Source organism: Dokdonella immobilis (assembly GCF_900115085.1).
GTDB lineage: Bacteria > Pseudomonadota > Gammaproteobacteria > Xanthomonadales > Rhodanobacteraceae > Dokdonella > Dokdonella immobilis.
The window spans coordinates 41,386-68,314 of the sequence record NZ_FOVF01000015.1 but is presented as its reverse complement, the minus strand read 5'-3'; the positions used below and the strand labels follow the sequence as shown (position 1 = coordinate 68,314).

Genomic DNA, 26,929 nt, shown 5'->3' with positions numbered 1-26,929 from the left:
ACTGAAAAATGAAAGGACTTCGCACGGCTAGCGCACTTGCCGGCCTGGCAATTCTCGTCTCCGGGGCTCACGCCGCGGAATTCTGCGTGAACACGAGCACGCAGCTGCGACAGGCCCTGATGACGGCCGGCTCGAACAATCAGGCCGATACGATCAAGATCGAGACAGGCACCTACACCGTCGATAGCGGCGCGGTGGCATTCGCCTATTCGACCGCGCAGAACTTCACGTTGATTGTGTCGGGTGGATATGTCTCCAACCCGCCGCTGATGTGTGTACGGCAGCTGGACGACCCCGCCGCGACCGTCCTCAGCGGCTCCGATGCACGTCAGGTCATGCACCTGTCGGGAAGCCCCGGCACGATTGGCGGCCAGAGCGTGTCCAACCTGACCATTCAGGACGGTCTCTCCTCCCAGACCGGCGCCGGCCTGTCCGTCGGCGGCGGCGGTGGATTCACCGGCAATGTGCTCGTCTATCGCGTCATCGTCGCACGCAATGTCGGAACGCAGTTCGGCGGCGGCCTGGCAGTCTACTCCGAGGGTATCGTCAACATCCGCAACAACCTGTTCCTGCTCAATCGATGCAGCATGAGCAACTGTGCGGTCAGCGCCACGGTCAACGCAACCTCGCCGGCGACGACGCGCGCGTTTTTCGGCAACAACACGATCGTCGGCAACCAGTGCACGTCGGGGTCCTCCTGCTCGGCGACCGGTGCGCGTTTCGGCGGCTCGGCCAGCGCGGTCTTCTACAACAACGTGTTCGCGGCCAACAGCAACGGCGATCTCGATCTGTTCAGTTTCTCCGGAGGCGTCGTCGATCTCTACTACAACAACCTCGTCTCGATCACCGGTACCGCGCCGAGCGCAAGCGTCGGCAACATCGCCTTTGCCAATCCGCAGTTCGTCGACCTGCTCAACGACGATTTCCGGCCGACGCTGGGCTCGCCGTTGCGCAACGCCGGTACCGACCAGTTCGTCCTGGAGACCATCGATCTGGCCGGCGAGCCGCGCATCAACGAGAGCCGCGTGGATATCGGCGCCTACGAAAACAGCGATCGCATTTTCGCTGACGCGTTCGATCTCTTCGAATGACGCCGTCGAATCGGAGAAGGCGCATGCGCATCGGGATGTCGAAGGCCGGCTTGTTGATTCTGATTCTTGCTGCAGGCAATGCGACCGCGGCCGTGTTCTGCGCCGCCACGACCTCGTCGATACAACAGGCGCTCGCGATCGCTGGATCGAACGGTGAAACCGACACGATACGAATCATCATCGGCAGCTACGCGCCTGCAGCCGGATCCATCGCGTTCTCGTATTCGACCAACGAAGACAACGCCCTCTCGATCGAAGGGGGCTATACGTTCGGGTGCGGCGTTCGCGTAGACAAGGCGAGCCTGACGGTCTTGAGCGGCTCCGGCATGCGACAGGTCATGCGGCTGTACGCGCAGGGGAGCGGGGCCATCTCGGTGAAGAACCTGACGATCGAGGACGGCAATGCCCCCTCGCGTGGCGCCGGCTTGTCGGTCGAAGGTCCAACCGGAGCATTCTTTGTCGGCTTCACCGGCAGCGTGACTGTCGAACGCGTGATCTTCCTCGGCAATCGCAGCACGGCCGAAGCCGGTGGACTGGCGATTGCCACGCGCGGTGGCAGCATCGTGGTCCGCGGCAATCTGCTCGCCTTCAACCAGTGCGGGGACGACAATTGCGCGCTCTGGATCCAGAGCCTCGCCAGCGACCCGCTCACGGTGATCTTCGGTGGCAATACGGTGGCCCTGAATACCTGCATTCTGGGCGCGTCAGGTTGCGACTCGGGCGGCGCGCGTTTCCTCGGTCAGCAGAATGCGGTGATCTACGACAACCTGTTCGCGTTCCACAGCGGCGCAGATCTCTCCCTGCAGAATCCCGCGGTCACCGCAGACCTCTACTACAACAACATCGAAGTGCTCACAGGCATCACGGACACCGAAGTCGGAACAGTGAACGTGCCAAACCCCGAATTCTTCGACGCGCTGGCGGAGGACTTCCGGCTGCTGCCCACATCGCCGCTGCGCAACCTGGGCAACGCGCCGTTTCCGCTGCCGAGCATCGATCTGGACGGCAAACCCCGCATCATCGAGTCGGCACCGGAGCTCGGTGCCTACGAGATCCTCGACATCCTGTTCGCCGATGGATTCGACGGCGAGCCATGAGTCGCTGATGACGGTCCTTCTCCAGGCTGCAGTGTTCGATTCGAGCGCCGTTGCGCATTGAACCGAAAGACGCCGGCGCTTCGCGTCGGCACATGACTCGGTGGCGGGATGAGGACAATGACGATGAAGACACGTGTCTTGTGCACTGCTGCGCTGGCCCTCGCATGTCTGGCGACGGCAACCCGGGTCCAAGCGGCTACCATCAACGTGGCACCCGACGGCCTGGTCAATCCCTGCCATCTGCGCGACGCAATCCAGGCGGCCAACACCGACACCTCAGCCGGTGGCGCCTGCACGGCCGGCTCGGGAACCGACACGCTGGTTCTCCTGCAGTACGACAATTTCCCGGTCTTCACGCCGACCAACCTCGCCGGCAGCGATGAGGACAGCAACGCCTCGGGCGATCTCGACGTGAACAGCCCGATCATCATCCAGGGCACCAACCCCGAGCAGACCATCATCGTCGGCCCTGCCTTCGACCGCGCCTTCGACGTTCGCCCAGGCGGTTCGCTGACCCTCAACGATGTCACCGTGATCGGCGGCAGCGTCATTGGTGGCAGTTCCAAGAATGGTGGCGTCGTACGCAAGAACACCAATGCCACGCTCACCATCAACCGCAGCGTGCTGCGCGGCGGCAATGCCAGCATTGGCGGCGCTGTCTATGCTTCGGGTACGGGCATCCTCACGCTAGACAAGGTCTCGATCCATCACAACAATGCCGACTACGGCGGCGGCGTCGCCCTGCAACAATCGGCTGGCGTAGAAGCGGTCCTCAACAACGTCACACTGAGTGGCAACACGGCTGTCTTCAGCGCCGGCGGTCTCTACGCGACGAGCTGGTTCCGCATGCGCAATGCAACGGTCGCGCGCAACCGCTCGGCCGGTGTCGGCGGTGTGCAATATGCGCTGGCGGGCAATACCACGGGCGTGAACTTCGCGAACAGCCTGCTGATCGAGAACGTCAACGGCAATGGCAGCCCTTCGGACCTGTACTGCTCTGGCGGTTCCGGCAGCAACCAGCTCGGCGCGCGCTCGTACACGATGATCGGCGGCCTCATCAACTGCACGTTCGCCTCGTTCGCGGGAATTCCGACCAGCAGCGATGCGCGCATTTCGCCCCTGTTCGATTCCGGATCGGGCCGTCCTACGCACGCACTGCTGTCCGGCAGTGCGGCGCTGGATGCCGGCAACCCGAGCTCATCGAATCCGCTCTCGGCCTGCCTGAGCACCGATGCACGCGGCGTGTCGCGCAGCGCGTCGTGCGATCTCGGCGCCTACGAGCAGCGCGTCGACGTCACGGTCAACTCGTTCAGCGATTTCCCGGATCTCAACCCGGGCGATGGCGTCTGCCAGGCCAACGGCAACGTGTGCACCCTGCGTGCGTTGGCCATGGAAGCCAGCGCGAGCGGCGGACGCTGGTTCGCCAACCTTCCGGCCGGCACCTACACGCTCAATCGTGCCTTCAACACGGCCGACGACGCGGACGGTGGCGATCTCGATATCAAGCGCAACAGCCACGACAGTCCGCTGCAGATGACCCTGATGGGCATGGGCGATGCCGACGACACGAGAATCGTCGGCGGCGGCTTCGATCGCGTGCTCGAGGTCCGCGGGCGCAGCAGCACGGGCCCCACCGGCATATACGTCAACTATCCATTGGCATTCTCGCTCTTCAACGCAACGCTCAGCGGCGGTGACCTGAACGACGATCCATTCACGCAGGACTCGAACGCGCAGCTGGAAGGCGGCGGCATGCGCATCGTCGGCGGCAAGACTCTCTTCTACAACGTGGTGGTGAAGGACAACTACGTGGAATCGCTGCCGCCATCCCGCGATTCGGTCGCCGGCGGCGTCCATCTCGATACCCGATCGACCTCGGCCGGATCACGCACCATTCCCTATGCGGCCAGCAGCCGGCTCGAGCGATTCGCCATCGTCGACAATGCCACGACCGTGAGCGGTGGCGGCTATGGCAAGCGCGCCGGCGGGCTCTATGCGCTGGGGTCCTCGCAATACGACATCAGTGACGGCATCACCCTCAACAACGGAACCATCGCCGGCAACCTGAGCCGCGATGGCGGCGGGGTGATGTTGTACGGAGTCTTCGACGCGAGCTTCCTTAGTATCGTCGACAACGCCTCCGGCCCACTGGCGCCGCCTGGCTTCACGCGTTATGCCGGCGGCATGACGATTGGCGGCCAGGAGAACCGCATGCGCCAACTGCTGTTGTCCGGCAATAGTGCCGGCACCGAGCCCTCGGACTGCGAGGTGTACGAGGTCAATTCGAGCCTGGTCAGTCTCGGCTACAACCTGATCGCCGATACGGGGCCGAGTTGTTTCATCTCGGGCGATGCCTCGACCAATCAGCTCAACGTCGATCCGCAGCTCGGTGGCCGCATGTCGCGCTCGGGCATGCCGTACTACGCACCGGCGAGTGCGAGTCCCGCCGTCGACGCGATCCCGCTCGGTGCGTGCAACGACGCGGGCAACTTCGGCGTATCGCTCGATGCGCTCGGTGCCTCCCGAGGAGCGGGCGGCAATCCCGCTTGCGACATCGGCGCGGTCGAAGTAACCGAGTTGCCGATCTTCGCGGATGGATTCGACTAGGGAGGGTCTGAACACGTAGTGCAGTCTTCTGGATGCCACCTTTTCCCTATCCAATCAATCAGGCATCGTGACGGTTGCGCTACGTGTTCAGACCCACCCTGGTGTCCTGCCCCGAGATCAGCGCCTTGGTCCTGGCGACCAGCTGTGTCTCGAAATCGAGCCCGGGCGAGAGATTCAGATACGCATGTGAAGGTCGCGCGTAGCAGTAGTTGCAGCCGTGTTCGCAGCCGCGGTAGGGGTTTATCGACTGCGTGAACGGAATGTCCGGCGAATCGTTGAGGCTGATGATGCTGCGGGCCCGCTCCTGCGACACCCGGGTCGGCGGACGCAGCGTTCCGACCTCATCGCGGTACCAGCCATCGTCCTCGGTCGTTTTTGTCAGCGCCTCGAAACGGCCTTCGCGATTGCTGCCCGCACCGCGGCCCTTGATCTGGGTCGGGCGAGTGAGGTCGTCGGGATCGTGTTTGGCCATGCCGCCATTATGAGCCGCACCGTCTCATGCGCAGAGAAATTCATGCGCAAGATCCCGTTCGACGACGCAGGGAATGTCCTATCCGGCTTACTCGTCCATGCCGCTCGAAAAGAGCGGGTCGAGATCGATACGCCAAAGCCCATCCTCTGTCGCGGAGACCTTGCCGGCGAATACCAACCACCGACCCAGAACCACGATGCCCTGGAGCGGATAATAAGGGTCGCCATTGGAGAACACAGCCGGCGCCCCATCGACCGCATGTGTGCCATCTGGGCTTCCATCCGACGCATACAAGGTGCTATCGACGAAGAAGTAGGCGAGACCCGACCCTGGAACAGAAGTGCCGAGTAGGCCAGGACAGGCCGCTTGCGCCGGGATCGAAATGAGCGGACGGGTTCCGATGCGTGATCCATCGGTGTACCAGAGCATGGTTTCCGTGTTGCGCGATATTGCAAGAACGGTACTTCCCGACTCGCCATCGGTACAGGTCGACCAGAAGTCCGGCGAGCTTTCGAGCAACGGATAGGTGCCCACGTCCGTCCCATCCGTAACCCAGGGCATCTCCTGCGGAGTGACCCTCGTGTTCGCGATCAGCATTCGCGAGCCCAGGCCGTAGAATGTCACGTCGTCGCGAAGAGCCAAGCCCAGCTGACCGCCGGCAGGCGACGGACGATGCGTGCCAGCGGGAGTCCCGTCCGTGCAGTAGAGTTCCGGAATGATGACGGTGGGACCATGGTGCGTATAGGCCTTGGCGCACGCAACACGTGAATTCGAGGCGATTCGATGCGGATAGTCCCAGGCCGTATTCGGCGCCGGAACCGGCACATCGACTGGTGACTGACCGCCGCCCAGAAACGCTGTGATGTGATCGCCGACAACTCCGGATTGGGAGACACCCAGCACGCGCTGGTTGACGGTGAACCACTCGCCACTGGTGCCGGTGATTACCTGGATTTCGGACTCTTCGCCTGATGCCGCGTTGATGCGGATCACAGCGGTATTGGTCGACCCAATGGATCGAGTGATCAATGGATCGCCATCCAGGACACCGCGCAACCACGATTCCCGGATCGCCGTGTGCGTAAGTTGGCGCTCGCTGACCTCACGACCGTCGGTACTGAACAGCTGCAGGGCTCCGTTGTCGTCATGGGCAGTAAAGAACAGGCCGACGTCGGGCGACACGGCACGATTGCCTTGCTCGCCGTGACTCGCAGCCGGATGTGTGCCGCTCGGCGTTCCGTCGGTCACCCAGACGATGTTGCTTTGCTGGCTTTCCGAACGGATTGAAAAATAGGCGCCAGCGACGATCGATCCTTGGCCGGAACGGGTACGGCCGGCAGAAAACCACAAACTGTTGTTGTGGCCCGTGTATTCGGCCGGGAATACCGTCAGCACTTCGGGAGGCGCGACTGCGGTGCTCGCATACGCATGCATTGCAAGCGAAGAATACAGTACGACCATTGCCGGGATTCTGGGCACCACGAATGTCCTCGGAACACGGAAAGCCACCTGGGGCGGATCTCTCGCCTCCCTTGGTTGCCATAGTCTGTAGGAGCCCGGCACTCCTGTAAATAGTAGAAACATTTACGAGTTCATTCAGGTGCGACGCCATCGACACCTGTGTTGCGCGCATTTGGGTTGGGCTGCTGCAGTTCGTGGCTCCTGCGCTACCCTTGCCACCCTCCACTACGGGCCGACCGCCGCCGTCGCTGCGAGCTTGGTGGTGGTCATCAACATTCATCGCAGGCCGGGAAGCGGGGTCAGGCATTCTTTCGGCGCGACCCTCCAGTATCTGGTCCGGATGGAGTCCGCTCCGCCGTTTGCTGGCGCAACCACCGCGACTTCGTCAGTGCTTGGTTGGTGCTTTCCCTGCAGCCTCATCTGCTGATTCGAGGCCTGTTTGGGTGTGCGGGGCACGGGCGCCCCGCCCAGCGCTCACGCCACGTTGTCGGCGCAGACCTCTTTGACGCACTGGCGCAGCCAGCGATGCGCTGGATCGGCGTCGAGACGTGGATGCCAGAGCATCGAAAGCGTGAACGAATCCAGCGTCAGCGGCAGGGTGAAGGTATGCAGGCCGTCGCGCAGATTGCCGGAGTGGCGTTCCGGAACACAGGCGATCAGGTCGCTGTGCCGAGCCAGGGCCAGCGCCGCGGCGAAACCGCCGACCACCGCGCTGATCCGGCGTGACAGGCCGAGCGTGGCGAGGGCTGTGTCGATCGGGCCGGATTCGTCGGCTTTGCGCGTGAACAGTACGTGCTCGCCCATGGCGAAGCGCTTCGGCGTGATCTTTCCTCGGCTCAAGGGGTGGCCCATGCGAACCACGCCCACATAGCGATCGCGGAACAGCCCGAGAGTCTTGATCTCGGGACCGACCAGCGCATCGACCACGCCAGTCTCCAGATCGATGCGGCCGTCGCGCAGCGGCGCGCTGTCCTTGTCGGCCTTGGGCAGGAAATGAAAGCGCACGTCGGGCGCCTGCGCGGTCATGCGCGCGATCAGCCCGGCGCCGAAATTGTCGACGAAACCTTCACTGGTGCGAAGTACGAACGTGCGCTGGAGGGTCGCCGGATCAAACCGTGTTGCCGGACGCAGGACCGCTTCGGCCTCCTCGACCAGCGGCCCGATACGCTCGCGCAATTCGATGGCGCGCGGCGTCGGCACCAGGCCGCGGCCGGCCCTGACCAGCAGCGGGTCGCCCGTGGTCTCGCGCAAGCGGGCCAGCGCCCGGCTCATTGCCGATGGGCTCAGGTGCAGTCGCCGTGCGGCGCGCGCGACATTGCCCTCGGCGAGCAGTGCGTCGAGGGTCAGGAGCAGGTTGAAGTCGGGCATCGACAATCTCCACGGGACCTGATGGCCAGACAATGATAAGGCGTTTCGTGCACGAATAGAGTGCAAACCGTGCGTCTTCCGCCATGCGAGCGATGACTCCAGGATGCGCTCACGCGGCGCGTCCGGTCCTGCCATGTGGGCCAGGCCGGCAAGACCGCAATGCCACCAGCCGAGGAGTCGCACCGTGTCCATCGCGCAATCCGCCGATCTGTCTGCCGAACAGCCGCTCGCCGCAGGCGCACGCTGGGCCCTGGCCAGCCTCTCGCTGACCATGCTGATGTCCGCGCTCGGCACCAGCATCGCCAACGTCGGCCTGCCGACCTTCATGCAGGCGTTCGCTGCGTCGTTCCAGGACGTGCAATGGATCGTGCTCGCCTATCTGCTCGCGATCACCACGCTGATCGTCAGCGTCGGTCGGCTTGGCGACCAGTTCGGACGCCGTCGTCTGCTCCTCGGTGGATTGGTCCTGTTCACCCTGGCCTCGTTGGCGAGCGCCCTGGCACCGACCCTGACAGTGCTGGCTCTTGCCCGCGGCGCGCAGGGCCTCGGTGGCGCGATCATGATGGCCCTGACCCTCGCTTTCGTCGGCGACGCCGTACCGAAACAGAAGACCGGCAGCGCCATGGGCCTGCTCGGTACGATGTCGGCGATCGGCACCGCGCTCGGACCCTCGCTCGGCGGCATTCTGATCGATGCCCTTGGTTGGCCGGCCCTGTTCCTCGTCAACGTTCCACTCGGGCTGCTCGCCTTGCTGCTGGTTCGTCGCCATTTGCCGGCCGACCGCCCCTCCTTGCCCAACCGGGCCGTTGCCTTCGACATGCCCGGCACCCTGTTGCTGGCCCTGAGCCTGGCAGCCTACGCGCTGGCCATGACCCTCGGGCGCGGACACTTCGGCCTGCTCAATGTCGCCCTGCTGGCCGTTGCGCTCGTCGGAGGCGCGCTCTTCGTGTGGGCCGAATCGCGCGCGCCATCGCCCCTGGTCCAGCTGGCGCTGTTCCGCAACGCGCTGCTCGCCGGCGGAGTCGCGACCAGCGCGCTGGTCACGACAGTGGCCATGGCGACCCTGGTGGTCGGACCGTTCTACCTGGTCGGCGCTTTCGAGCTCGACGCGGTCGAGCTCGGGCTGGTCATGTCGAGCGGGCCGATCATGGCCGCGCTGACCGGCGTTCCCGCCGGCCGCCTGGTCGATCGTCTCGGCGCCGAGCGCATGACGGTCGTGGCACTGGCTGGCATGACGCTCGGCACGACACTGCTGGCCGTCGTGCCGATCCGGTTCGGCGTCGCCGGCTACGTCGCACCGCTGTTGCTCGTGACCGGCGCTTATGCCGCATTCCAGACCGCCAACAACACCGGCGTGATGAAGCATGTCGGTCCGGATCAGCGCGGTGTCGTGTCCGCCCTGCTCAATCTCTCGCGCAATCTCGGACTGATCACCGGCGCCGCGGTGATGGGCGCGCTGTTCGCGTTCGGCGCGTCGATGGGCAGCGCGGCGAACACGCCCGCCGGTGCGGCGCAAAGCGGCCTGCACCTGACCTTCGCGGTGGCCACGGTGCTGGTTGTTCTGGCCCTGGTCGTCACGTCGGCTTGTCGCGCGCTTGCGCGGCGCGACTCGCGCCACGATCATGATCGACAGCGGATCCTGGAGTTGGAACAACGCGATTGAAGGGTAGGGCTCGATGCCAGTGAGCGCGTGGAGGTATGGGAGGAGATATCGTCGGACTGCGAAGGGCGTGGCAATCGCATTCGCAGCCGTGACGAGCGTCGCCCACGCTTGTCCGATTCCTGCTGACACCCTGCTCGAAACCGGCTTCGAGATTCGCTCGGGCACGGTCCGTTACGTTGCGACCAACGGCACTGACGCCAATACCGGCAGTGCGCAGTCGCCGTGGCGGCACTTGCAGTACGCGGCCGACCACGTTGGCGCGGGCGACACGGTCTGCGTACGCGGCGGCATCTACAACGAGCGGCTATCGATCACGAGTGGTGGGTCGGATGCGGCCGGCGAGATCGTGTTCGAGGCGTATCCCGACGAGCAGCCGATCCTCGACGGGACCGGATTGTCGATCCCCGGTGGGCAGTGGGGCCTGGTCACGCTCGAGGATGTGAACCGGGTCGTCGTGCGCGGCTTCGAGCTGCGCAACTACACGACCGCTTCGACGGCGCAGGTGCCGATCGGTCTCTACGTCACCGGCGCCGGCCACGGCATTCGCGTCATCGGCAACCGCATCCATGACATCCGGACCACGGCCTCGGGCTGCGCCGCGAACGCGTTCGGACTCAAGGTCGACGGCACGCGTCTGGCGAGCTCGATCAGCGAACTCGTGATTGCGGGCAACGAAATCGACCATCTTGTCCTCGGCTGCAGCGAATCGCTCTCGCTCGACGGCAACGTCGAGCAGTGGCAGATCGTCGGCAACACGGTCCACGACACCAACAACATCGGCATCGGCGCGATCGGCTTCGAGGGCGTGGCGCCGGACCCGGGCGTCGACCAGGCCCGCGACGGCCTGATCGCCGACAACCTCGTCTACGCCATCAGTTCGTTCGGCAACCCGGCCTACGGCAACGAGTACGCGGCCGACGGAATCTACGTCGACGGCGGCACGCGCATCGTGATCGAGCGCAATATCGTCCACCACGTCGACATCGGCATCGAGGTTGCGAGCGAACACGCCGGGCGCACCAGCAGCGACGTGATCGTGCGCAGCAACCTCGTCTACGCGGGCAACTCGGTCGGCATCTCGATCGGCGGCTATTCCGCCAACGTCGGTGGCAGCGAACGCGTCACGATCGTCAACAATACGCTGTACGACAACGACCGCGCCGATACCTTCAGCGGCGAATTCCAGATCCAGTATCACGCCACGTCGAACATGTTCGCGAACAACATCGTGAGTGCGAGTGCGAGCGGCGTGCTCGTCAATGCCTTCACTGGCGATACGGCCCTCCCGGCCGACATGGACCGCAATCTCTATTTCGCCAGTGGCTCGACTCCGGCCTGGATCTGGAAGGGCGTCGAATACAACACGCTCGCCGGTTACATCGCCGGCAGCGGCGAGGATGCATCGGCGCTGTCGGCGAATCCGCAATTCATCAACACGACGACGCCGGACTTGCGCGTGCTGCCGGCCTCACCCGCGGTCGGAGGCGGTATCAATCTCGGTATGCCTATCGTCGGCGCCCACGATGTCGCCGGGCAGGCACGCATCCAGGGTTCGCAGATCGACATCGGCGCCTATGAGCAATAGGGCAAGGCGGCTCTCGATCACAAGAATGGACGAACGCGCATCGAGACGCCCTGCGGCTGCCGTGCCTATTCGCTGAAATCCGGATTGACCGGTGCCTGCGGCATCGAGGCGAGCGTGTCGGCGGTGGTTGCGACATCGCCGCCCACGGCCTGTAGACGGAAGTCCGAAGCCGCCAAGCGCCCCCAGCAACAGCCATCCTCGCCACCCGCAAGCAGGATTCCGAACGTGATCGATGCAGCCTGGTCCGGGACGTCGAGCACGATCTCCTGGCGCAGCCATCCGGTCCCGGCCGCGATCGACCCGGTCTGCATGTCGTCGAATGCCGTCACCCTGCCAGTCGCGTCATTGACCCGCATCCACAATGCGATGCGCCCCTTGGAGAGACTTTTTTCGGCGCTGACCATGGCCGAAAGGCGAACGCGCTTTCCACGGTAGGCGTCGGCCGAGATCGTCTGCATCAGGGTGCCGAATTCATTCTCGGCCAGCCTGTGGTGGGAGCGCAGCACGGCGGCGCGCTTGCCATCCGGTACGCCGCCGTAGAGCGAGCCGTAATCCAGCGGGGCGTTGCCGCCCGTGCTCCATCCCTTTGGAACCTCGGCGTTCCAGTCATTCGGGGAAGTGGGATGGTTGTTGACGTTGCCCTGTGCGGCGGCCATGCCCGCCTCGCCGATGAACAATGCCGCGATGACCAGAATCAGGGGTGAAATTCGCACGGTGCCTCCATGGGACCATTCAGTTGCCGATCGGCGCGTCGTGCGCGCACAGGTCGTTGCGGCGCAGGCACGCTGAAACCACCGAGGCATCGAGCCGCTCGACGCGCAGATTTCTCAGCGCATCGGCAAGTGGCGAGTAGCGGTCGATCGCTTTCACCGTGCCCGCTGGCTCAATAGGGTCAGGCCTGATCCATCGCGGCAGGGCGACAGCCAATCCGGCGACCACGGCAGCCAGGACCAGGATGCGCAGCCGCGTGTGGATCCTGCGCTCGCGCGCGTGCTGCGCGGCTGCCGCGAGAATGCGTGCGTCAAGCGAGGCCGGCGACTGTTCGTTCGCGGCATCGCGATATAGCCGCAGCAGTTCGGAATCGTGCTCGTCGCTGCTCATCGGAATTCCGCCATCGCTTGGCGCAGGCGCCGCATCGCATAGCGGAGGCGGCTCTTGACCGCCTCGCGTGCCGAGCCGGTGGCCTCGGCGATTTCCTCGAGGCTCATATCGCCCTCGGCCTTCATCAGGAACGCTTCGCGCTGCAGCGCCGGCAACTCGGCGATCGCAGCAAGCAACGCCTGAGCGTTTTGCGCGTCATGCGCGATGTGATCCGGTTGCCCTCGGCGCTGGTCCGGCTGCGATGAAGTATCCCCGTCTTCCGGTTCGATATGCGCCTGGCGCCCGCTGCGACGAAGGCGATCGATCGAGCGACGCTGCGCGATAGAAAACAGATAGGTAACGAAGCGCGCATTCGGCCGATAGCGGGCGCGTCCGTCGATCACGGCAAGCCAGGTCTCCTGGCAGATTTCCTCGGCTTCGGCGCGAGTCGCCGCCATGCGCAGAACGAAACGGAACAGGCGATCGGCGAAGCGCGAGTAGAGCAGCGGGAAAGACGCCGGATCGCCCGCTTGCCAGTCCTGCATGAGCGTCTCGTCGGAGCGGGGGTGCGGGTCCCCGGAGCCGGACGCAGGGCTCGACAGGCAGCGGCCGCGGCGCGGACCGGCAAAGGCCGGAAGCTCGAAAATCGTCTGTGCAAGTTCCATTATCGCGATCATTGCGTTTCCACCCACCAGTGCAGGCTTGATCGACGCAGGATGCCATTCGGGGTCAACCGCTGCCGAGCATCGCTTGCCGGACCGGCGTTCGCAAGCAGCAGGGTCAGTGCGGAACGCGCGCCCTGCGTCGCTCGACGTGCACCCGCTTTGACTCGCGCCACGCCCGAATCAGCGCCTCGGCGACGAAATAGGGCGTCCAGACGAGCGGGAAGATCCAGGCTGGCGAGGTACTGTGCACGCTGCCATCAGCATGCTGTGCGGTCTGACCCGGAACGACCAGGACCAGCACCATCGTGAGCACGAACCCCGCTCCCCAGAGCATGCCGGTCAGGCCGGCGCCCAATTGCAGCCATTCCAGATAGGGCTGGCTGCCAGGCACCAATCCGGGCGGTGGCCAGGCGCGGGCGATCAGCAACCACAACGCAATGGTCCAGATCTGCGGCGTGTCCGCATTTGCCCCGGTCAGCCAGGCAGCACCGAGGTAGACCGCGATGCAAAGCGAGCACCAGACCCAGCGGGCGCCCTGCGCACCGAACCCGGATGACCACCCGGTGAGGAATAGCGCGATCGCCAGATACATCTCGAAGATGACAGGCCAGAGCAACAGCGCACGCAGGGTGTCGTACTCGAAGCGGTCGCGCAGCAACCAGATTGCGAGAAAGGCAATCGCCGAGATCAGATCGAGGACGCCGATTCGGGGCAGGCCAGAGGTCTTCATGCGCGCAGCATAGGGAAGGCCGCCTTTTCATGCAGCGACCAGGGCGACTGCCTTCAGAGCCACTGGCAAAATGGTGCGCCGCCGCCGATCATTCGCCGTGTCGCCGACGACAGCCTCGATGGACGAAGCCCGGAGCCCCATGAAACGCATTCTCTTCTTCACGGCCTGCGTGTGCGGTCCGCTGGCGGCGCTCGCCGCGCCGGCGACCTACACGATCGATCCAACGCATACCTTTCCCAGTTTCGAAGCCGACCACATGGGCATATCGACCTGGCGCGGCAAGATGAACGGCAGCAGCGGTACCGTCAGCCTGGACAAGACCAGCGGCAAGGGGTCGGTGGACGTCACGATCGATCTCGGCAGCATCGATTTCGGCCTCGACGCGCTCAATACCTGGGCCCGGGGAGACGGGTTCTTCGACGTGGCGAAGTATCCCCGGGCGACCTACAAGGGCACGCTGAGCGGCTGGCTGCCTGATGCCGCGACGGCCTGGGTGGACGGCGAACTCACCCTGCATGGCGTGACCCGACCCGTGATCCTCGATATCCACTCATTCAAGTGCGTGGAGCATCCGGTGTTCAAGCGCGACTACTGCGGCGCCGATGCAACGGCCTCGTTCAAGCGCGACGACTTCGGTCTGGACGCCGGCAAGGACTACGGATTCCGCATGGACGTCAACCTGCGCATCCAGGTCGAAGCCCTGATCGACGCGAACGCGGAGGCCGCGCCGGCGCATTGAGCGTCGGCCGGCAACCGCAAAACGCGATTCCCCGCGCGGAGCCACGGTACGCAAGCCGAATGGTCTCGGATTCGCGAGGAATCTGCTCAAGGCATCAAGCCCGCTGTTTCGTCATTCCTGCGCAGGCAGGAATCGAGTGCCGTCAGTACTTCCCGGGGTCTTCAAAGTCGCCCGGACACGGCCTCCCGGCCCGCCACGACGCGGAGTCATTCGCGCTGCCTCAGGATCCGCGGAGCCGACGCGTGACGAAGGCCGCCGAGAGGGCCAGCAGGACCAGCAGCAGGACCAGCATGCCGCGCCCAAGCGTCGGCAATTCACGCGCTGGCGTAGCCGGAACTCCAAGCGGCTGCATCGACACGTCGTCGTGGTACGACGCGGCATCGAAGGTCGAGAAACTGCCTTGTTTGAAGGCCAGCGTCACGGTGCCGGAAGCGGCCGTGATCACGCCTGAAAATGGCTGCCACTGGAACTGGAAGACTTCGTTGTTGCCGAGGTCGATGCGCTCGATCTTATCGACCAGCTGATCCTGCGGACGCAGGCCCTGGTCGATGATGCTGTCGTCGACGATACCGTCATAGGCGACGACTTCCCACCAGGTGGCATTGCCCGGCGCGTTGCCGGTCACGCCGCCGCTCCATTGCCCGCTGATCCGGTACTGGCGTCCCGGCTGCACCGTGATCTGCTGGTAGATTCCGCCATGCGCGTTGCCCGCGCCACTGCCTTTCTTCTGTGAATGCGACGTAGTGCCTGCATACGGGCACACGGTCGGCACCCAGATATCGCAGTCGTTCGATTGCAGCCAGACACCGTTCCAGAACGGCGTGGGGGGCGCATTCCAGACCGTCCAGCCGGACAGGCCGGCTTCGAAATCACCGTTGACGACCAGTTCTTGAGCGTTCGCAAGCTGGCAGGAAAGGATCAGCCAAAGGCCGATACAGCAGAGAGGGCGCATGTTCGTCTCCAAAGGGGGCAAGCTTCGGAACAACAGCCAGGGAACGAGCGCCCGGAAGGCATGCACCCGGTCGCTCGTGAGCGCAGGCAATGTATAGCAGACCCGTGCAAAAGTGTTGAAAAAGCGAATCGGAGACTGTCGGCAGTGGGGGCGGCGGCCGCTGCCCCTGCGCGGACGCAATATCGGCAAAAAGCTCCATTGTTTCTTCGCTCCTGCACAGGCAGGAACCCGCTGACTTCCGCACTTCCGGGGGCGTCCATCATCGCTGCAATCGCCGTCCCTGCGGGGACGACAGGCCGAGGGCAATGCCCGTCGACCGTGGCCGCGGGGCTCCGGACCTATTGCCGGGCGATCGCCGCGCCGCCGCGGAGCAGGTATTTCTGGATCTTTCCGGTCGCCGTCTTTGGCAGTTCGTCGACGAAGGTGACGCCCTGCGGCACCTTGAAATGGGCGAGGTGCTCGCGAGCGAACTGGCGGAGCTCTTCGGCCGTCGCGGAACTGCCCGCGCGCAACACGACAAATGCCTGCGGTGCCTCGCCCCAGCGCTCGTGCGGCAGGCCGACGATGGCCACTTCCTGCACGGCGGGATGGCGCAGCAGCACGCCCTCGACTTCCACCGAGGAGATGTTCTCGCCGCCGGAGATGATCACGTCCTTGATGCGGTCGCGGATCTCCAGATAGCCGTCGGCATGGACCACGGCGGCATCGCCGGTGTGGAACCAGCCGTCGCGGATCGCTTTCGCGGTTGCCTCGGGATCGTTGTAGTAGCCGCGCATGACGACATTGCCGCGAACCAGGATCTCGCCCATGCTGGCGCCGTCGTGGGCCACCTCGGCGCCGTCGTCGTCGACCACGCGCAGCTCGGAAGTGAGCAGGGGCTCGACGCCCTGGCGCGCCTTGATCACGGCGCGTTGCGAGGCCGACAGCGCTCCATGCTCGGGCAGCGCTTCGCAGATGCAGATCAGCGGCGCGGTTTCGGTCAGGCCGTAGATCTGGGTCACCTCCCAGCCGAGTTCGCCCTCGATGCGCTCGATCGTCGCCGCCGCCGGTGGTGCGCCGGCGGTCATCACGCGCACGCCGCGCGGCGCGCCCTTGCGCAGCGCCTCAGGCGCGTTCGCGATCGCGATCAGCACGGTCGGCGCGGCGCAGAAATAGCTGATCCGTTCACTGGCGATGCGCTCGAAGATGGCGGGTGCATCGACCTTGCGCAGGCACACATGGGTTCCGCCCACGGCAGTCATGATCCAGACATGGGTCCAGCCATTGGCGTGGAACATCGGCAGGGTCCACAGGTAGCGATCGCGCACACCGAGATTCATGTGCAGCATCGTGCCGACCATGTTCAGCGCCGCGTTGCGATGCGTGATCATCACCCCTTTCGGGCGTGAGGTCGTGCCGCTGGTGTAGTTGATCGAGAGCAGGTCGGTCTCGGCGATCAGCGGTCGCTCGAAGTCGATACCGGATCGTGCCAGCAGGTCTTCGTAGTCGAGCCAGCCGTCGCGTGCGGCTTCCAGGGCAACGAAGGCGATCACACCGGTCAGTTGATTGCGCACGCTGTCGATCGCATCGAGATGGTCGCGATCGGCGCAGACCACGCGTGCGCCGCTGTGGTTGATCAGGTAGGCGAAATCATCGGAAGTCAGGCGGTAGTTGAGCGGCACGATCACCGCGCCGATCTGCGGCACGGCGTAGTAGCCCTCGAGGTTCCGATGCGTGTTCGGCGCCAGGTAGGCGACCCGGTCGCCCTGCACGACACCGAGCGCGAGCAGCGCCGATGAAAAGCGGTCGCAGCGCTCGAAGAATTGCCGGTACGTGAAGCGCCGTTCGCCGTCGACCACGGCCTCGCGGTCGGCATGCAGGCGTCGCGTGCGGCGGGCGAAGTCCAGTGGAGTCAGGGTGGTTTCCATGCTGGTCCAGGGTTCCCGCCGGGATGTTGCGAGCAGTCTACGCCTGGAGCCCGCTTCGGCGAGAAACTCCGCGACCCTACAGGTACCGGGGCAGCGGCCCGGACCTTCGGCAACAGGGGTGCGTGCGCGGACCTGGCGGCCATGCAGGCGGACAGGAAATGCGAACCGAACCTCGCCGCGGCGGCTTGGACTCCATGCCAGCCAGCCCCCCGCAAGCGCTACCATCGCCCTGCTCGGTGATTGCGGAGGTTGCTTGAACCGGTTCCTCTCCCTGGCTATCGGCATTGTCTGCCTGTGCGGCTCGGCCTACATGGCCAAGCGCACGATCGAGTTTCGACGCCATGGCGAAGTGGTCAGCGGCGAAGTCATCGCCGTCGACCGCCAGCTGACCCATGGCGAGGATGGCTTCGACCTGTCCGAAAGGACGCAAGTCCGCTACACGCCACGCTCCGGTGGGCCACCGCTGGAAATGCACACGCAATGGGGAACCGCGTGGATATTCCACAGCAAACCCGGTGATCCCCAGTCGTTGCGCTACCTGCCGGACAATTCAGTCGACGCCCGCGAAGACAGCTGGCTCATCGATCTACTGGGACCGGTCACATTCCTGCTGCTCGGAGTCGGTGGCCTCACGGGCAGCTTGACCTCGAGCCGGCCCGAAAGCGTGTTGTGGTCGAGCAGCGACGATTGATCGATGTCTCCCTTCTCCCGCTGGCGGGAGAAGGTCCCGAAGGGGGATGAGGGCGCTTCTGCTTCGCCGCATCCACGCTTCAATGGCGCAGTAGATGAAGCGAAGCGAGGTCGCTCGACTCAGGCGCTTGGCACGAGCGGCAACGACGAAACTGCACGCAGGCACCCGACCACGCTTCACAACCGTTTCAGGGCAAACGAAGCGCCCTAGCCGCCGTCGACCGTTCCCTGCAGGGGAGACTTAAGGCGCAAGCCACCGCCGGTGTACATGCTCCCATTGGCTGCCAGGGCGTCGGGCGCAAAACCGGGATTGTCTTCGACTGCTTCCCAGGAATTCGGATGGCGGGGCCCGGGGATGTAAGTCGCCCATTCGCCATACTTCCTCGGCTTGGCCGTCCTACTGCCATGGATACTGTATTCAACCGGTACGCGGGCAAGGAAGTAGGGCTGGTCTGCCGGCTCGCCCCGCGTCGGAACGGTAAACGTCCACTGCTTCACCGCCCTCAGCGCCGATGCAGCCAGGACGTTTCGCCAGCGTTCCATTTCCTTTTCAGTCGAGGCCACGGCACCGAGATTCACCTGTTCAGCCATCGCATCCTCGACCGTGCCGTCCCGACCCACCTTGACCAGCAGGTAGACCTTCCCGGTAACCCGGGCGCGAACGGCGTCGAAGGGGTAGGTCGGCGGCATATGGCGCTTGTACGCGAGTTCGGTGCCGGGCTGCTGATCCTTCGGACTGAAATACGAACCGGCCAGCCGCAGCGCATAGGCGTCGTTTTCGAGCTTCTTGGCCACGACCAGAATGCTCATCGAATTGACGATGGTGGCACTGGCGGGCAGGCCCTCCGGCACAGAGTCGACCTCGAACGACCAGCGCTTGACGTTGCGATCGATCAGCTCAAGCACGGGCGCATCGATCATTTCCGGATGATCCAGCCGGTAGCTCCGCAAGGAGCCGTCCGGAGCCACTTCCACGGTTCCGGTCAGCAGCACGCTGGCTTCGGCCTGCTTGCGCAGCTCGCTCGCACCGCCGGCCCAGGCGGAAGTCGCGACCCATGCCAACGTCACCATCAACACGAAGCGCACCGCTACCCTGCTTGCATTCATTGCACTATCCTCAAGTCGATCCATTCACGTACGCAGCCGAGAAATTGCCTGACGCTTTGTTGCTTCGTCCACATTATATCCAAACCTCCCGGCGAACCTGTTCCCGCAAGGTCAGCGCAGGAGGCGGGCGGATGGACTTGTCCGCTTCAGCCATGGTCTCCGCTCGAAATGGTACGCAGATAGACCTGACGCTGCCATCCACCCGGAGTTTGGGTCATTTGCTGCATTGGCAGCGGGGGAGACGAGGTCACGTTCGTGTGCGCTCCAGCCCCCATCCCGTCCTCACAACGGGCTCCGCTTGAAATGGTACTAAGGTAATCCTGATCCTGGAGTCATGTTGCCCACGGCCGGATGCTTGTCATCCTGCAAACTGCGTGCGAGCATCCGGGCTCTCACTGCGTGCGGGCATCCGGGCTCTCACTGCGTGTATCTCATGTATCAGGGGACAAATGAAGACGTTGCATCTACTTGGGTTCGTGGTGGCGGTCGTTATAGGCAACTTGTCGTCTACAGCGCATGCGACGGCGCTGCAGTTCGACGGCAGCAATGACTACGTCACGGCAGCAGTGCCTGCGCCATTCAGCAATTTTCCCAACGCCGACTTCACATTCACCGGTCGTATTCGGCCCGATGCATCTGCCAATGGCCGCGTTATGTTCGTGCAGATAGATACGACGCATTTCGTCAGCATTCTTATTTCGAACACTCGAGCGCTGTACTTTTACGTGACCGTCGGTGGCACGACCCACTCACTGGCATCCCAACCATTGACGTCTGGCCAGTGGTCCAGCTTCGCCGCGCGCTGGGATGCCGGGACACAGACGGTCAGCCTGATTGTCGAGGGAGTGGCCGCCACAGTGAGCGGAGGCGGCAGCACTTTCGGAAACGACAATCTCTTCACTCTGGGAGCGCGTACCGACGGCCTGCAGCCGATAAATGCAACCCTCGACGACCTGGCTCTGTGGCCGACCGCACTCACCGACCAGCAGGTTGCCGTCGTTGCAAGCGAGTTCTGCCTGGAGGGCGTAATTCCGGATCTTCTCTACGATTTCGAGGTCGGCACGCCAGGCGCTGACAACACCGGGTTGACGACGTTGCCAGATACTACGGGCAACGGCCTGGACGGTCTGCTCAACAACTTCGCGCTGACCGGCAACACGTCCAACTGGGTCGATTCGCCCTTTACAGGTTGCAGTGGCGCCGACCAGGCCATCAGCCTGTCGGCGACCCCGGATCCGGTCACGGCTGGCAACAACGTCACCTGGAACGCTGAGCTGGTCGCAACAGGGAATAATGACGCAAGCAACTCCCTCGTGCAGGGCGAAGTGCCTGCGGGCACCACGTTTGTATCGCTGGCTGCACCGGCCGGATTCTCCTGTTCGACGCCCGCGGCAGGCGCGACCGGCACGCTGACGTGCACCGCAGCGGCGGTTCCCAATGGCACCGGCAGCTTTGTGCTGGTCACTGCGACCGATTCCAATGTCACGCCGAACAGTACCCTGAGTGCAACCTGGACGGCCCATGCCGACAATGACTTCATAACAGGCAATGATTCGGCATCGGCAACCACCACAGTGGCCAATGCCCTGCTCCTGCAGGACGATGAGGCAAGCACGCCATTCGAGCAGGCGATCGTGATCGATGTCCTGCTGAATGACGGGACCGCCGCCGGCGGGGCACCGCTGGATCCTGGCACTCTTTCTTTGTTCAGTGCGCCCGTCAACGGCAGCGCAAACTGTACAACGTCGGGGTGTACATACACACCCGCAGCGGCGTTCACGGGTGTCGATCAGTTCGATTATGAGGTCTGCGACACGAGTGCGGCTCCGGTCTGCGATACCGCATTGGTTCGGATCGCGGTGGCGCCGAAGGCGAATGACGACTCGTTCACCATGGGGCAGAACGGTATCCTGACTGCAACCGTGGCAGGCAACGACATCTATCCGACTGGAGGCAACTACACGGTTTCCAGTTTGCCGACTTCGGGTTCCCTGTCGCTATCTGGCGATGGCAGCTTCACCTACACACCCAATACCGGTTATTACGGCAGCGACAGCTTTGGCTATGCGCTCTGCCTTCCGTCGCCCGATGACGCAATTTGTGACAGTGCGCTGGTATCACTGGATATCCAGGCTTCTGCGCTGTCGTTGTCGCCGGGCTCTGGGGCACTTCCCTTGGGGCTGGCTGGTCAAGCCTATGGGCCCGTCACGATCGCCGCTAGCGGGGGAACTGCACCCTATCAGTTCAGCGTCAGCGGAGCGCTGCCTCCCGGATTGACGCTGGATCAGGCCACGGGCGCGATTTCTGGTACGCCGACATCTCTTGGCGATTATGCATTCGACATCACAGTCACAGATAGCAGCGTCGGTTCCGGGCCACTGCAGGCAACCGGAAGCTTCACCATAAGCATTGCTGCCGGCGCAGCTATGGTGGTGGCGGTGCCTTCGCTTGGTGGCTTGGGTGAGCTGGCAATGCTACTGGGATGTATCGCACTGGCGATGTTCGCCCTGAAGCGCCGAAACCCGGCGGATTGCGCTTGATTCAGAGAGGGGATTGAGGGAATCACGAACGGAGTCAAAGACCGTTACTGATCTGATAACGGTCTCTGACCCCGACTCTGATCCCTCGATTCCAGAGATGGTACGAGAGTAGACCTGACCCTGGAGCCCCGCTCTCATCGAGCCAGATCGCCGTGATCGGGCTGAAGGTGCGCTCGAAGACTTCGACCTTGTAGCCCATTCGGGCGAGTTAGGTTGGGTGCCGTTCTGAAACGCGGCCGGTGAGCTGGAGGCGGCCCGATTCGAAAGGGTGGGTACCGAACGAGCTTTGCATCTGATAGCTCAGGATGCTGTGGGCTTCGGCGGCCTGTTGCACTGTCAGCATCGTTCGATGGGGATTGGAAATTCCAAGCTCCCCGCAACGGTGTTAGCCCTCGCTACCGCTCTCGACATTTTCATTGGCTGCGGTCCAACATAGAATCACGAATTGAAATCTGGGCTAGGCTAAGCGCCTTGAAGCCGAGAAGCGGGCCGCGACTGAGTCGATTTGTCTGCAAAGTTCACCTGGCAAGCAAGGGACCCCACAAAAATAGGGAGATGGCGATGTTCGTTAAAGCGAGTGTGGGCGCGTGGATCCGTGGGCTGGCCAGCCTGGTCCTGATAGGTGGTGCGGCAGCGGCCAGTGCGCAGCAGGTGGATATTCCCGGTCCAGCAGGCAGCGTCGACTTCGGCGCATCAGTTGCGCTGCTGCCCAATGGCAATTTCGTTGTCATTGATCCGACTGGGGGAGCCTCAGGTGCAGGTCGAGTCTACCTGTACAGTCCGACGGGCAATCAGATCAGCGTTTACAGCGGCAGCAATTCCGACGATTTGGTGGGTAGCACGATCACTGTGCTCGCGAATGGAAATTTCGTCGTGAGCAGCCCAAATTGGCGCAATGGCGCAAATGCGGCTGCTGGGGCGGTTACCTGGGTCAGTGGCGGGACGGGGATGTCGGGCGCAGTATCGGCGGCCAACTCCCTGATTGGCAGCTCCGCAGACGACAATGTCGGAAGTGGGGGTGTGATTCTGCTGAGCAATGGCAATTTCGTCGTATCCAGCCCCGAATGGGACAACGGCTTCAACACGAATGCCGGGGCGGTGACTTGGGTTAATGCAGAGACCGGCTTGTCGGGCGAGGTCTCGGCAGCCAACTCCCTGGTTGGGACCCAGGCAAACGACCGCATTGGCTACCGCTCTGGTTACTTGGCAGTAACCGCGTTGACCAACAGCAACTATGTGGTTTCCAGCCCCTTCTGGGACAACGGCACGATCGTCGATGCCGGGGCGGCAACCTGGGCCAACGGTAGTACGGGTCTGTCGGGTGAGGTTTCGCAGACCAACTCCCTGGTTGGTACTACACCTCAGGACTACGTCGGCGGAAATGGCGTGACCCCGCTCAGCAACGGCAACTATGTGGTTAGCAGCACTGCTTGGGACAATGGTGCCAGCACCGACGCTGGAGCGGCGACTTGGGCCAACGGCACCGTAGGCATATCGGGCGCGGTTTCGGCGGCCAACTCCTTGGTGGGGAGTTCCACAAACGATCGTGTCAGCTATAACTACGACGGCATCACTGCGCTCGACAGCGGACACTTCCTCGTGAAGAGCCCCTTTTGGTCGAACGGTGCCGTGGCAAATGTTGGCGCGGTGACGTGGGTGAATGGCAGCACGGGTCTGGTAGGCGAAATCTCGGAGGTTAACTCCCTGATCGGAACGCAAGCGGGAGACTCGGTTGGCGGCAGTGTGACCATGCTCAGCAACGGTCATTACGTGGTGTCCAGCCCCAATTGGCACAACGGTGCAATCGTGAATGGGGGGGCTGTGACATGGGCCAATGGCACCACGGGTCTGGTAGGTCACGTCTCGGTTGCCAATTCCCTGGTCGGGACGATAGAGGATAGCTTCGTCGGCAGCGGAGGCGTGACAGCGCTGAGCAACGGTCACTGTGTCGTAAAGAGCCCCAACTGGGACGACGGCGCGAATTTGGATGTCGGGGCAGTGACCTGGGCCAATGGAAACACGGGCCTGATCGGCGTAGTCACGGCGGCCAATTCTCTGACCGGCACGTCTTCGGAGGATATGGTTGGCACCGACGTGATTGGGCTCAACAACGGCAACTACGTCGTGCGCAGCGACGGTTGGGGCAGCGGAGCCGGGGCAGTCACCTGGGCCAACGGCAACACTGGCCTTTCGGGTCATGTCTCAGTGGCCAATTCCCTGGTCGGAACCCTCGCGGGCGATCGTATCGGTAATAACGTCACGCCGCTCATCAACGGCAACTACGTGATCACCAGTCCCTACTGGCACAACGGCGCGAGCGCCAATGCAGGCGCAGTAACGTGGGCCAATGGCAGCTCTGGTCTTTCGGGTGAGGTTTCTTCAGCGAATTCCCTGGTCGGGGTCAACACAGATGACCACGTGGGAAGTCTGGGAGTGAAACCGCTCAGCAACGGCAACTATGTGGTCAGTAGTCCGGAATGGAGCAACGGTGCCATCGTATTGGCCGGGGCGGTGAGCTGGGCCAATGGCAATACAGGCCTTTCGGGCGAAGTCTCGGCGGCAAATTCCCTGATTGGTACCCAGGCCGGCGATGCCATTGGTTGGGGCGGGGTGTTCGCGCTAGGCAATGGCAATTATCTGGTGGCCAGTTCGCTTTGGAACAACGGAGCAATCGAGATGGCGGGAGCCGTGAGCATGGGTCGAGGTTCCGTTGGCCTTTCTGGACCGATCTCGGCGCAAAACAGCGTCCGCGGAATGGAAGCGCAGGGTGGGCAGAAGATGGTGCAGGTCTATGACGCAGCCCGCGATACCCTGATCGTGGGACAACCCGCAGCCAATCTCGTCAGCCTTTTCAGAACGGATCTCCTGTTCAAGAACGGTTTCGACCAGGACGGTGACTGAGCGCCGTCGCTACGCGCGATCCAATCGCGCTACGTGAGGATGCAGGGGTCTGTCTACCAGGCAATCCCATAATCATCCCCCTGCTCACTTGCCCCACCCCACAGCGTCCCATGCTTCTGATCCAGCCAGATCGCGGTGATCGGGCTGTAGGTGCGCTCGACGACTTCGACCTTGTAGCCCATGCGGCCGAGTTCGGCGCGGTCCCATTCGGAGACGCGGGGCGTGACCTGGACGCGACCCGGTTCTGACTGGTGCGCGCCGAAGGAACTCTGCATTTGGTAGCTCAGGATGTTGTGCGCTTCGGCGGCCTGCTGCACGTTCATCTTGAACTCGACCATGTCGAGGAAGAACTGCAACAGGTTCTGGTCCTGGGTGTCGCCGCCCTGGACCGAAAAGGCCATCAGCGGCTTGCCGTCCTTCAGCGCGAGGCTCGGGGTCAGCGTGGCGCGCGGGCGCTGGCCCGGCTGGACCACGTTGAACGGATTGATCGCCTTATCGAGGACGAAGCTCTGCATGCGCTGGCTGAGGCCAATGCCGGTGCCCTCGGGAATGAAGGCGGGGATCCAGCCGCCGCTCGGCGTGACCGATACGACCCAGCCTTCGGCATCAGCGGCCTGGATCGAGGTGGTGCCGGCGAGGAAGGCTTCGTCCGGCGTCATCAGACTCGATTGCTGGAAGCCTTCGGCGCCTTCGGCGATCGCCTTGGGGGGATTCGGCTGCCACTTCTTGAGCAAGTCGAGGTAGGGGTTCTTGCCGTTCTGGAACGGATACGGATCGCCCGGCTTGATGCTGACGTCGTTGCGCTCGGGGTTGATCAGGGCGCGGCGCTGGTCGGCATACTTTTTCGACAGCAATCCGGCGATCGGTTCGACCGGCGGCACGTACGGGTCGCCGTAATAGAAATCGCGATCGGCAAAGGCCAGGTTCATGACCTGGTACAGCGTGTGGATGTAGCGCGCGCTGTTGTAGCCCATGCTCTTGATGTCGATCTTCTCGAGCATGTTGAGCGCCTGCAGCATGACCGGACCCTGCACCCAGGTGGTCAGCTTGTAGACGTCGATGCCCTTGTAATTGGTGGTGACGGGTTCCTCGATGTGGACCTGCCAGCGGTCGAGGTCCTGCATCGTCATCAGGCCGCCGAATTTTGCCGAACCGGCGACGAGTTGTTGGGCGATGTCGCCGCGATAGAAGCGGTCGTATGCTGCCTGGATCGCCTGCTTGCGCGTCTTGCCGGCGGCCAGTGCCTCGGCTTCGGCGTCGACGAGCTTCTGCAGCGTGGCCAGCAGCTCGGGCTGGCGGAAGATTTCACCGGCCTCCGGCGCGGCGCGCTTGCTCGTGTCGTTCGCGTCGAAGTGCGGCAGGAAGACCTTCTTCGAACCAGGCCAGGTGGCCAGCAACTCGCGTCGCGACTCGATGTTGTCGGCCTGCGACTTTTCGATCGGATAGCCCCGGGCCATCTCCATCGCCGGCGCCAGCACCTCGGCCAGGCTCAGCTTGCCGTACTCGGCCAGCATGACCATCAGGCCGCCCGGCGTGCCGGGCGTGACCGCGGCGAGCGGGCCGTACTCGGGCGGGTAGACCATGCCCTGCTTGTGGAAAAACTCGGGCGTGGCGCCGGTCGGGGCGACGCCGAGTGCATTGATGCCTTTCACTTCGCCCGTGTGCGGGTTGTAGATCAACGCCTGGGTCTCGCCGCCCCAGCTCAGCGTGTCCCACATCGTCGAAGTCGCGGCGAGCATCGCGCAGGCCGCGTCGACCGCATTGCCGCCACGGTTGAAGGTCAGCGCGCCGGCGGTCGCCGCCAAGGGCTTGCCGGTGATCGCCATCCAGTGCTCGCCGTGCAGGACCGGCTTGACCGTGCGCTGGGCCAGTGCCGTGCTCGAGGAAAAGGAGACCAGCGCGATCAGACCGAGGCCGATGCGTGCGCCGGAAAGGGTGGCCAGATTCGCTCTCATGACGTGCTCCTGCCGTTGATGGGAACAGGTTAGCAGAGGTTGCCTGCTGGCCTCGACGGCGGTGACCGGCGAGGCCAGGCAGATGGTCCCTGGATCAGGTCCGGGGCCGAACCACAGAAGGCTCGGCGCACAATGAATGTAAGCCGATGGTTCTTCGGCGGTACCGAATGCAACGATCCGTTCGTCCAGAGTCTGTCGAAGGATGAGCTCAGATTGCTTGCCGCTCAAGTTGAATCACCGGCCATTGTTCGCTTCGACAGGTTCAGGACAGACTCGGCTCACAACGAACGGAATCCTTTGGTCCACTCTGCGCGTCAGG

The 26,929-nt window shown here is 63.6% G+C and carries 19 protein-coding genes and 1 pseudogene; 9 read left to right on the top strand and 11 right to left on the bottom strand.

What is annotated here, in order from left to right; genetic code table 11:
• Positions 1-86: 86 nt before the first annotated feature.
• From BM125_RS11410 to BM125_RS11400, 3 genes are all read left to right on the top strand, one after another.
• On the top strand, positions 87-1,091 hold the full coding sequence (locus BM125_RS11410) for a choice-of-anchor Q domain-containing protein (RefSeq protein WP_092408049.1): 1,005 nt from the start codon (positions 87-89) through the stop codon (positions 1,089-1,091).
• 23 nt (positions 1,092-1,114) lie between these two features.
• The gene (locus BM125_RS11405) at positions 1,115-2,188 is read left to right on the top strand and encodes a choice-of-anchor Q domain-containing protein (protein WP_092408047.1); all 1,074 of its coding nucleotides are present in this window, start codon (positions 1,115-1,117) and stop codon (positions 2,186-2,188) included.
• A gap of 123 nt (positions 2,189-2,311) precedes the next feature.
• Positions 2,312-4,795: a choice-of-anchor Q domain-containing protein gene (locus BM125_RS11400; RefSeq protein ID WP_139224970.1), complete on the top strand. Its 2,484-nt coding sequence runs from the start codon at positions 2,312-2,314 to the stop codon at positions 4,793-4,795.
• A gap of 121 nt (positions 4,796-4,916) precedes the next feature.
• On the opposite strand, the pseudogene BM125_RS11395 reads toward BM125_RS11400, so the two are convergent.
• The 3 genes and pseudogenes from BM125_RS11395 to BM125_RS11385 all read right to left on the bottom strand — a co-directional run.
• Positions 4,917-5,267, bottom strand: a pseudogene (locus BM125_RS11395) (PA0069 family radical SAM protein); the annotation flags it as partial.
• Positions 5,268-5,354: 87 nt separating this feature from the next.
• Positions 5,355-6,728, bottom strand: a complete 1,374-nt coding sequence (locus BM125_RS11390) for a hypothetical protein (protein ID WP_092408041.1) — start codon at positions 6,726-6,728, stop codon at positions 5,355-5,357.
• 474 nt (positions 6,729-7,202) lie between these two features.
• Positions 7,203-8,096, bottom strand: coding sequence for a LysR family transcriptional regulator (locus tag BM125_RS11385; RefSeq protein WP_342741299.1), 894 nt, complete (start codon positions 8,094-8,096; stop codon positions 7,203-7,205).
• Positions 8,097-8,280: 184 nt separating this feature from the next.
• Between BM125_RS11385 and BM125_RS11380 the strand changes: the two genes are divergently transcribed.
• Positions 8,281-9,759, top strand: a complete 1,479-nt coding sequence (locus tag BM125_RS11380; RefSeq protein WP_245778896.1) for an MFS transporter — start codon at positions 8,281-8,283, stop codon at positions 9,757-9,759.
• Positions 9,760-9,826: 67 nt separating this feature from the next.
• Complete coding sequence (locus BM125_RS11375) at positions 9,827-11,344, top strand: choice-of-anchor Q domain-containing protein (protein ID WP_175498042.1); 1,518 nt, start codon at positions 9,827-9,829, stop codon at positions 11,342-11,344.
• 65 nt (positions 11,345-11,409) lie between these two features.
• Here the strand turns inward: BM125_RS11375 and BM125_RS11370 are convergent, their stop codons facing one another.
• The 4 genes from BM125_RS11370 to BM125_RS11355 form a co-directional block, all read right to left on the bottom strand.
• A complete protein-coding gene (locus BM125_RS11370; protein ID WP_092408036.1) occupies positions 11,410-12,057 on the bottom strand; it encodes a hypothetical protein in 648 nt (215 codons plus the stop codon).
• Positions 12,058-12,076: 19 nt separating this feature from the next.
• Positions 12,077-12,445: a hypothetical protein gene (locus tag BM125_RS11365; protein WP_092408034.1), complete on the bottom strand. Its 369-nt coding sequence runs from the start codon at positions 12,443-12,445 to the stop codon at positions 12,077-12,079.
• Complete coding sequence (locus BM125_RS11360; protein WP_092408032.1) at positions 12,442-13,101, bottom strand: sigma-70 family RNA polymerase sigma factor; 660 nt, start codon at positions 13,099-13,101, stop codon at positions 12,442-12,444. Before BM125_RS11360 ends, BM125_RS11365 begins: the two co-directional genes overlap by 4 nt.
• A 103-nt stretch (positions 13,102-13,204) precedes the next feature.
• A complete protein-coding gene (locus BM125_RS11355; protein ID WP_092408030.1) occupies positions 13,205-13,819 on the bottom strand; it encodes a hypothetical protein in 615 nt (204 codons plus the stop codon).
• Positions 13,820-13,958: 139 nt separating this feature from the next.
• Here BM125_RS11355 and BM125_RS11350 point away from each other — a divergent pair, with 139 nt between their 5' ends.
• Complete coding sequence (locus BM125_RS11350; protein ID WP_092408028.1) at positions 13,959-14,558, top strand: YceI family protein; 600 nt, start codon at positions 13,959-13,961, stop codon at positions 14,556-14,558.
• A gap of 220 nt (positions 14,559-14,778) precedes the next feature.
• On the opposite strand, the gene BM125_RS11345 is transcribed toward BM125_RS11350, so the two are convergent.
• Together BM125_RS11345 and BM125_RS11340 are read right to left on the bottom strand one after the other, a co-directional pair.
• On the bottom strand, positions 14,779-15,510 hold the full coding sequence (locus tag BM125_RS11345; RefSeq protein WP_139224968.1) for a carbohydrate binding domain-containing protein: 732 nt from the start codon (positions 15,508-15,510) through the stop codon (positions 14,779-14,781).
• A 338-nt stretch (positions 15,511-15,848) separates the two neighbouring features.
• On the bottom strand, positions 15,849-17,417 hold the full coding sequence (locus tag BM125_RS11340) for a long-chain-fatty-acid--CoA ligase (RefSeq protein ID WP_092408024.1): 1,569 nt from the start codon (positions 17,415-17,417) through the stop codon (positions 15,849-15,851).
• Positions 17,418-17,670: 253 nt separating this feature from the next.
• Here BM125_RS11340 and BM125_RS11335 point away from each other — a divergent pair, with 253 nt between their 5' ends.
• Complete coding sequence (locus BM125_RS11335; RefSeq protein ID WP_092408022.1) at positions 17,671-18,108, top strand: DUF3592 domain-containing protein; 438 nt, start codon at positions 17,671-17,673, stop codon at positions 18,106-18,108.
• Positions 18,109-18,314: 206 nt separating this feature from the next.
• Here BM125_RS11335 and BM125_RS11330 read toward each other — a convergent pair whose 3' ends face one another.
• Positions 18,315-19,193, bottom strand: a complete 879-nt coding sequence (locus BM125_RS11330) for an energy transducer TonB (RefSeq protein WP_139224967.1) — start codon at positions 19,191-19,193, stop codon at positions 18,315-18,317.
• Positions 19,194-19,663: 470 nt separating this feature from the next.
• Between BM125_RS11330 and BM125_RS11325 the strand changes: the two genes are divergently transcribed.
• Positions 19,664-21,754 carry an Ig-like domain-containing protein gene (locus tag BM125_RS11325; protein ID WP_092408018.1) on the top strand — a complete coding sequence of 697 codons (2,091 nt, stop codon included), beginning with the start codon at positions 19,664-19,666 and terminating at the stop codon, positions 21,752-21,754.
• A gap of 555 nt (positions 21,755-22,309) precedes the next feature.
• Positions 22,310-24,655, top strand: coding sequence for a hypothetical protein (locus BM125_RS11320; protein WP_139224966.1), 2,346 nt, complete (start codon positions 22,310-22,312; stop codon positions 24,653-24,655).
• Between the two features lie 53 nt (positions 24,656-24,708).
• Here BM125_RS11320 and BM125_RS11315 read toward each other — a convergent pair whose 3' ends face one another.
• A complete protein-coding gene (locus BM125_RS11315; protein WP_092408014.1) occupies positions 24,709-26,610 on the bottom strand; it encodes a gamma-glutamyltransferase family protein in 1,902 nt (633 codons plus the stop codon).
• Positions 26,611-26,929 lie beyond the last annotated feature (319 nt).